At 62.9% G+C, this 1,917-nt stretch carries 2 protein-coding genes; both read right to left on the reverse strand.

Going from position 1 to position 1,917, the window contains the following annotated elements; all coding sequences use genetic code 11:
* A partial coding sequence (locus HW556_RS18250; RefSeq protein ID WP_176901546.1) for a DivIVA domain-containing protein occupies window positions 1-744 on the reverse strand: 744 nt, incomplete at its 3' end.
* Between the two features lie 132 nt (window positions 745-876).
* Entirely contained in the window at window positions 877-1,794 is a 918-nt protein-coding gene (locus tag HW556_RS18980) for a WD40 repeat domain-containing protein (protein ID WP_176901547.1), read from the reverse strand.
* Window positions 1,795-1,917: the final 123 nt, after the last annotated feature.

The following is a 1,917-nucleotide window of genomic DNA, read 5'->3' on the forward strand; positions in this document are numbered from 1 at the left end:
GGGGTTGTAGCCGGTGGTGGGCTGGGCGGCGCGGCTTTCGGCCGGCGCGGCGGCAGTAGCGGGTTCGAAACGGGCCGCGGCCGGCGCGGCAATAGCGGCGGCCGAAGCGGTGGCGGCGGTGGAAACGTGCATAGCGGGAGTATCAGGCGTGGAAGGTTCGTCGGCCGCGGGGGGCCGGTTTACTTTTACGCTGGCCGCCCGCGAAAGGATGGCCGCCGCGCCGGATTTGGGTCGGGCGCGGGCTTTTTCCACTTTATCCAGCGCGTCGGAGGCTAAATGGTGCAGGTCGCGCGTGAGGCCGTCGAACAGGTTTTCGAGGCGCTGGCACTCCTGGCCCAGGGCATTGGCCTCCTTTTTCATATCGGCCACCGTGCGCTCGGCCTGCTGGTAGGCGTCCTCCACCACGCTGCGGGCCTTCTGGCGGGCGGCGGCCAGCAACTCTTCGGCCTGCAGCTGGGCCTCCCGAATGCGCAGGTCGGCATCGCGCTGAGCCTGCTCGGTAATGCTGTTGCTGGTGTCTTCGGCCGTTTTGAGGGTGCGGTAAAGGCTGGTTTCCACCTCGCGCATCTTGCTCACGTCCTGGGTGGCGTGCTCCAGCTTGAGGCGCAGCTCCCGGTTTTCGTCGCCCATCCGCTCCCACTGCTGCGAAACGGTTTGCAAAAAGGCCTGCACTTCGTCCTTATCCAGCCCACGAAGAGCTTTTCCAAAGGTTTGCTGCCGGATATCGAGGGCGGTAATTTTCATTTTGAGCTGTTGGCTTTGAGCTGTTGGCTATTAGCTGATAGCTAGTAGCTTTTGAGGGACGACACGCTTTTATCAGGCCTAACAAACTCCAGCACGAAAGCTAACAGCCAATAGCTTTCAGCTAACAGCTCACTAAGAACTTACCTGCCAGACCGCCAGACTACGGTCGTCGCTACACGAAACTAGCCTATTCTGGCTCCCCGGCCAAAATAACTTGTTTACAGAGGTGCCGTGGCCGGCGTGGCGGGCCTTGTCGACCACGCGCAGCAACTGTCCGGTGGCGGCGTCCCAGAGCTTGATGCTCTTGTCCATGCTGCAGGTGGCCAGCAGGCGGGCATCAGGCGAGAAGCTGAGGTGGTTGATGGTGAACATGTGGGCTACCACGGTGCGCAGGGGCACGTAGCCAGCGGCCACATCGTAGGTGCGCAGGTGGGCGTCGCGGCCGGCCGCGAGCAGCTGACGGCCATCGGGCGAGTAGGCGCAGGTGAACACCGAGTTGGTGGCCTCGGCAATAGTATGCCTGGTAGCCAGCGAGTCGGCATCGAGAATGTGCACCTGCCAGTCGGAGCCGCCTACGGCCAGCTCGCCGCGGCCCTCGTGCAGGGCCAGGCAGCGCAGGCTTTTGTCGGAGAGCCGGTGCAGGGTTTCGAGGCGGAAATCGGTGGTGCGCAACACCGCCAGCGTGCCATCGGCAAGGGCCACGTACAGGCGCTGCCGGGCTTCCGAATAACAGATATCGAAGATGGCGACGGGTGGCAGCGCGGTGGCGAAAACCAGCTTCTTGTCAGCCAAATCAATCACCTGTACGCCCTGGAAATTGTGACCCAATACCAGCAAATCGCGCTCGGGCAGCCGGCACAGCGCGTACACCGAGTTTTCCACCTTCGCCACCAGCTCGCCATCCTGCTCGGGCGCGGCCGTGTTCCAGGCCACCACCAGCCCATCGGGCCCGGCCGAATACACCACGTCCTCCCCCACCGTGCCGGTGAGGGCATACACACAGTCGCGGTGGCCGGTGAGGGCAGCAATTTTCTCAACAGTAGGACGCACGGCGAAGGATTAACTCGGTAAATGGGTGATGGGGCAAAGGTACCACAAGGCCGATACCGGTGGCCATCCTACACGTTATACATCCCAGGTTAGGGAGGTCGATGTAGGGGCGGGGGGTGTTCC

Source organism: Hymenobacter terrestris (assembly GCF_013377905.1).
In the GTDB taxonomy this organism is placed as follows: domain Bacteria; phylum Bacteroidota; class Bacteroidia; order Cytophagales; family Hymenobacteraceae; genus Hymenobacter; species Hymenobacter terrestris.